Raw genomic sequence first — 5,604 nt, forward strand, 5'->3', positions numbered from 1 at the left:
TTGAGATACTGAATAGTGGACAAAGGATTCCTGCAGAAATCTTAATTTGCATACCGCAAGCTGAGGTTAGAAATGTAGAATACCTTGCAACAATAAAGAATGTGAATGTTATAACAACTGCCGGTAGAGGCCAAGTTGCGCAGCGTGCAGTTGGTTTAGAGGCGGCGAAATGTGATTATGTCTTGCAGTGTGATGATGACGTCATCCTGTCCTCCCATACGATGCATGCGCTACTTAATTTTCTCGTCGTTAAGGGGCGACATAACGTGGTAGCGCCATTTTTTAAGATTTATCCTGGTGGTCAAGACAGTACCATCTATTCTGGGAACTTAAGGGATTTTTTTAGAGACTGTTACTTTACTCTAGTGTGCGGTGCCGCATTCGGGAGGCAACGATTTGGTCGTATTGCCTCTGCGGGAATAGGCTTTGGAGTGGTTAGAAATGATATGGGGAGCCGAGTTGTTGAGTCTGAATGGCTACCTGGCGGAGTAGCCTTGTGCCACAGGTCTGATTTGATTACTTACAATTATTATCCGTTTTCGGGGAAGGCGGTCAGCGAAGACTTAATCCACTCACTTCTTTGGCGTGATCAAGGATGTCGCTTGTGGACAATGTTAGATGAATCTGCAATGGTCGATGTGTCAACTGAGTCGTATACGTGGGAGGGTGTGATGGGTCGGTATAGGGCGCATACCTACGTGGCTAAACTTATGGGCGCTGGTGTTTTGCGTACACGTTTATGGTTCAGCTCATATTGTTTGCTTAATTTGCGGAAGATTTTTTCCGATAACTTTTGCAAAAGCAAGAATAGTCAAATGCCTCATGAACGTTGACTATCGTTAAAAGTAATACAGCTTTGGCTTTTTAGCTGCAGTTATTTTGTTAGAGAAATTTACAAAGAAGTGAGGACTGATTGCTGATTTGGCGATATGAGAGGTATGTACAAGGGTATACAGCGTATTTTGAATTAATTGCTATACAGATTTGTTATGGTGATTAGTCAACTGTTAGGAGGGCTGGGAAATCAAATGTTCCAGTATGCTGCCGGAAGGGCGCTATCGATGACTTTAGGATGCCCTCTCTTGCTGGATCTCAGTGGTTTTAAGGATTATTCTTTGCATAATGGGTTTGAGATAGATCGAGTTATGCGCCTTTCAGTTTGCATTGCAAAACCCGATCAATTGCGTGAGCTACTTGGCTGGCGCTCGGGTAATTTGACACGAAAGTTATTAAGGCGTTTACCTTTTAGGCGAGTATGTGGTCGACACTTGGTGGTAGAACCGCATTTCAACTATTGGACAGGGTTCAATAAAATTATCGATTCTTCATATTTAGTGGGTTATTGGCAATCTGAAAAATATTTTAAAGATTTTGAGTTAAGTATTCGCTCGGACTTCGAGTTTAAAAAAGCTTTAACGGGAGAGAATTTGAAAATTTCTTCTCTCATGAAAGATTATAACTCTGTTAGCTTGCATGTTCGACGAGGGGATTATGTCACGCATGCGGCAACGGCAAAAATTCTCAATCTTTGTTCTTTAGACTATTATCAAGAAGCTATTGACCATATCGCCGCAAAAGTTACCTCACCACGCTTTTTTGTTTTTTCTGACGATCCACAATGGACGCGGAACAATTTGAAAATTGCGTTCCCAACTCAGTACATTGATAGAAACTTTGGATCTCAAAATTACATTGATATGCAGCTAATGGGTCAGTGTAAGCATCACATTATAGCGAATAGTTCATTCAGCTGGTGGGGTGCCTGGTTGAACACAAACCCTAATAAATTGGTGGTTGCTCCTCGCAACTGGTTTGGCAATGGGATAAATGATAGCGATTTGATCCCTCGAGAATGGGTCAGGCTTTGAGGGGGCATCAAAATATGATCTCCGCAGAGCGGGTACCAGTGAGTGTCGTTATACCTTGTTATCGGTGTCACGAATCTATTTCGTCTGCTGTCTGGTCTATTGTCAATCAAACAGTTAAGCCCGCGGAGATTATTCTAGTCGAAGACTTTAGTGATGATAGAGGTAGAACGCTTGCTGCGATTGAAGGGATTAGATCTGAGTTGAACGAATTGATCCGAATCATAGTTTTGCGTCTACCAGAGAATCGAGGTGCAGGTGCGGCACGTAACGCCGGTTGGTCGGCTGCTGGTCAGAATTTCATAGCTTTTTTGGACGCTGATGATACGTGGCATCCTCAAAAGTTAGAAATTCAGATTGCTTGGATGTTGGCGCACCCGACTTATGCACTCACTTGTCATGATTCAGAGATTTCGCGCGGAGACATACCTCCAAATTATACGTTGGAAGCTATCAAGGTGCAGAAAGTGTCACTACTACTAATGTTGTTAAGAAATGAAATTGCGACGCGAACAGTAGTAGTTAGGCGTCAAATAGCGCAACGATTCCCTCTTGGAGCTCGTCGTGCGGAGGATTATCAATTATGGCTGAGGTTATTGCTCAGTGGTGGTTATTCCATGAGGATTTGTGCGCCTCTTGCGCAGTCATACAAAGATGACTTTGGTGTTGGTGGATTGTCTAAAAATCTGTTGGCGATGCATAAGAGTATTTTGTGCTGTTTCGGGGATCTGCGCAGGGATCGATTAATATCAAGCGGGCTATACTATTTTCTAGTTGCCTTTGGAGTACTCAAATATTGGCGACGAGTAGTCGTGATGACCCTCAGGCGTTTTAAAACAACTTGATTAAATTAAGTAGCCATCCTATTTCCGCTTTGGCGTTCAACCGATGAAGGTTAATAGCCCGGCTTTTTTATTTGTGATAACGCAGTTGGTAGGGAGGGCGTTAATAGCGTTTTCACAAATCTACGCAATATACGTTTTTTCAAAAATCCACCAACCGAGTAATGCGGCAGTGATCGTTCTTTATAATGGGGTATTCGGTATGGATTCAAATTTTTGAGTTCGGCGCATCCCAAACTTGACAAAATGGTATTGTATGCCCCGTTTGGGGTGCTCAACCCAGGGTCAGCAACGCGTTGGCGGGTGAATTTCGAAGGTGCTTTTCACATTGCACCACTTCTTTTACTCTACGGTTTTCTGTATAAAGACTGTCATGAAAATCATCCACTTTCATCCTGACACATGTATGGCGTTAAAGTTTGTCGCACCGCTGATGGACGCGGAGCTTGGGGCGGGCCATCAAACTGAATTAGTGTCTTCAAAGCGGTGGTTGGGAAAGGAAAATGTCATCATTCCCTTCGATTTATCGGTTTCAAATTTGCTCGGGTTACCACTGGTGCTCTTGAGAATCAGATCGCATTTGAAAAGGCACCGCCCAGATGTGGTTTTCAGTCACAACACCAAATCTTCACTGCTTCCCTTGCTGGGGGCTTGGTTAGTTGGCGTGCATAAGCGGGTGTATTTCAATCATGGTGTTCCCTTCGTCGGATACCATGGCATTTATCGATGGGCACTTCGCTTAATGGAGCGCTGCAACGTTGGTTTGGCAACGCATGTGCTAACGGTCTCGTCGGATATGCAGGAGCTACTTAAGGATATCAATCCTCGCTTCAGACCGCAAGTCATCAAGCATGGTTCGGCATGTGGCATTGACCTGAGCCCAGTTGTTTGTGAGCGCTTTAGCCGTACTGACTGGCGTCAGACACATGGCTTGCGCGAAGAGGATTTAGTAGTGCTCTTTGCTGGCCGACCCGAGAAACGCAAGGGGTTTGAAATAGTTTTGCGAATATGGGTAGATTATTTTTATGACAAGCAGATTAAACTTGTGCTGTGCGGACCGGTGTCGAATGATGTGCTGAAGTACTTGGATTCAATACCTTCCAACGTAATTTGTCTTGGCTTTGTCGACAACTTAGCGGAAGTGCTTGCAGGTTGCGATTTATTGATTTTGCCCAGCCTGCACGAAGGTTTGTCTTATGTATGCATAGAGGCTCAAGTGGCCGGTACGTTAGTTATCGCAAATAACATTATAGGAATGCGCTGTTTGATTGAAGACGGTATAACTGGTTTTCTGGTGGAAAATAATAATATTATGCAATATGTTGAGATCATTCTCAAGATTCATAAAAAAATAACTTCTACTGAAGCCATTCGGCGGCAGGCCAAAGAAAATGTAGCCCGCTTTTCCCGAGAACACTTCATACCAGCTTATCTTTCATTTTTGAGTGGGTTGCTTCGCGAGTAAGTTAAACTTATGCTGATCTGCCCGACTTAATTTAATGGAAAAATTTTATAAATGTGTGTTGTGTGCGGGCCATGTACTTGTATGAGCAAATCACCTGACTCAGGTTCGGCGAATTGAAGAAGAAGCATGTAGTCGTAGTTCATGGAACTAGTAGCACGTCAGGGTGCATCATCAGATAATGTGAAGTCTCAGATTGGCCAAAATCTTTTTGCACTTTATTCGCTAAGCTGGAAGCGAGGGGGGTATATCGTAGAGCTTGGTGCAACCAATGGTGTGAATCTCAGCAACACATATTTACTTGAAAAAGATTTTGGCTGGAATGAAATACTTGCAGAGCCAGCGAAAGTTTGGCATATATATTTGGTAAGTAATCGATCGGCCGCTGTTGACTTTGATTGGGTATGGGAAGAGAGTGGTCAATCATTGCCGTTCGCCGTTGTTAAGAGAGTGCTGAATTTTTGACTCTCAGCGCTTTTTCTCAAGCAGATATTCACGAGAAAACTACAAAATCTGCGGACTGGCAAACAGTAAACACGGCGTCGATCCGCGACCTGTTGGAGCGGCATCGGGCGCCTGCCGCGGTCCATTACCTATCCATCGATATAGAAGGTAGTGAGTTAGAGATACTGAATGCCTTTGATTTTGGCCGCAATATCTTTTCAGTAATTACCTGTGAGCATAACTTTTCTAACCAGCGAAAAGACATTTACAATTCACTTGTTCGTAACGGTTATGTGTACGCCTTTGAGGGGCTGTTGGTCCCGGGGATGCTTGGTATGTTCACGCTTCGATCCGAAGCAGATTTGATGAGGTGAGGGCTTGAAGCGAAGTTTTGATGTTATCTTGGCGTCGTTGGTGGTTTTGAGCCTAGCTCCTATTTTGGTCTTTATTGCTTTATTGGTTCGATTGACCTCGACGGGCTCTATATTTTATTGGTCAGATCGCATGGGGCGGTGCAATCGTATCTTCAAAATGCCAAAATTCCGCAGCATGCGCATCGATACACCCGCAGTGGCCACGCACCTGCTGCAGAACCCTGATCGGTGGTTGACGCCAATTGGGTCGTTTATACGCAAATCCAGCATAGATGAGCTACCGCAGTTGTGGAGTATCCTTAGAGGCGACATGAGTTTTGTCGGTCCGCGGCCAGCGCTCTCCAATCAGGACGATCTGATCGCCTTGCGTACCGATGCGGGCGTTCACACGCTAGTGCCAGGACTTACGGGTTGGGCACAGGTTAATGGCAGGGATGAATTGTCGATTATCAACAAGGTCAAACTGGATGCTGAATACCTCCAGAGACATTCATTTGGATTCGATCTCTGGATTTTGTGGTTAACGATGCTGAAGGTCCTGCGTCTGAATGGTGTTTCTCACTAAACAGCGAAACTAACTGGAGTTAAGAATGCTTGTGCAAAACTTTGTGATGCCC

7 protein-coding genes are annotated in these 5,604 nt (G+C 44.3%); all 7 read left to right on the forward strand.

The window, feature by feature from the left end:
- Positions 1-833 (forward strand): glycosyltransferase (locus tag O3A65_08770; GenBank protein MDA1332551.1); only part of this gene is annotated, 833 nt, incomplete at its 5' end.
- A gap of 156 nt (positions 834-989) precedes the next feature.
- A complete protein-coding gene (locus O3A65_08775) occupies positions 990-1,868 on the forward strand; it encodes an alpha-1,2-fucosyltransferase (GenBank protein MDA1332552.1) in 879 nt (292 codons plus the stop codon).
- A gap of 14 nt (positions 1,869-1,882) precedes the next feature.
- The gene (locus tag O3A65_08780; GenBank protein ID MDA1332553.1) at positions 1,883-2,710 is read left to right on the forward strand and encodes a glycosyltransferase family 2 protein; all 828 of its coding nucleotides are present in this window, start codon (positions 1,883-1,885) and stop codon (positions 2,708-2,710) included.
- A gap of 370 nt (positions 2,711-3,080) precedes the next feature.
- Positions 3,081-4,172 carry a glycosyltransferase gene (locus O3A65_08785; protein MDA1332554.1) on the forward strand — a complete coding sequence of 364 codons (1,092 nt, stop codon included), beginning with the start codon at positions 3,081-3,083 and terminating at the stop codon, positions 4,170-4,172.
- 141 nt (positions 4,173-4,313) lie between these two features.
- Complete coding sequence (locus O3A65_08790; GenBank protein ID MDA1332555.1) at positions 4,314-4,634, forward strand: hypothetical protein; 321 nt, start codon at positions 4,314-4,316, stop codon at positions 4,632-4,634.
- Positions 4,631-4,987, forward strand: a complete 357-nt coding sequence (locus tag O3A65_08795) for an FkbM family methyltransferase (GenBank protein ID MDA1332556.1) — start codon at positions 4,631-4,633, stop codon at positions 4,985-4,987. Before O3A65_08790 ends, O3A65_08795 begins: the two co-directional genes overlap by 4 nt.
- A gap of 4 nt (positions 4,988-4,991) precedes the next feature.
- Complete coding sequence (locus O3A65_08800) at positions 4,992-5,552, forward strand: sugar transferase (GenBank protein ID MDA1332557.1); 561 nt, start codon at positions 4,992-4,994, stop codon at positions 5,550-5,552.
- Positions 5,553-5,604 lie beyond the last annotated feature (52 nt).

Source organism: Pseudomonadota bacterium (assembly GCA_027624715.1).
Classification (GTDB): domain Bacteria; phylum Pseudomonadota; class Gammaproteobacteria; order Burkholderiales; family Eutrophovitaceae; genus Eutrophovita.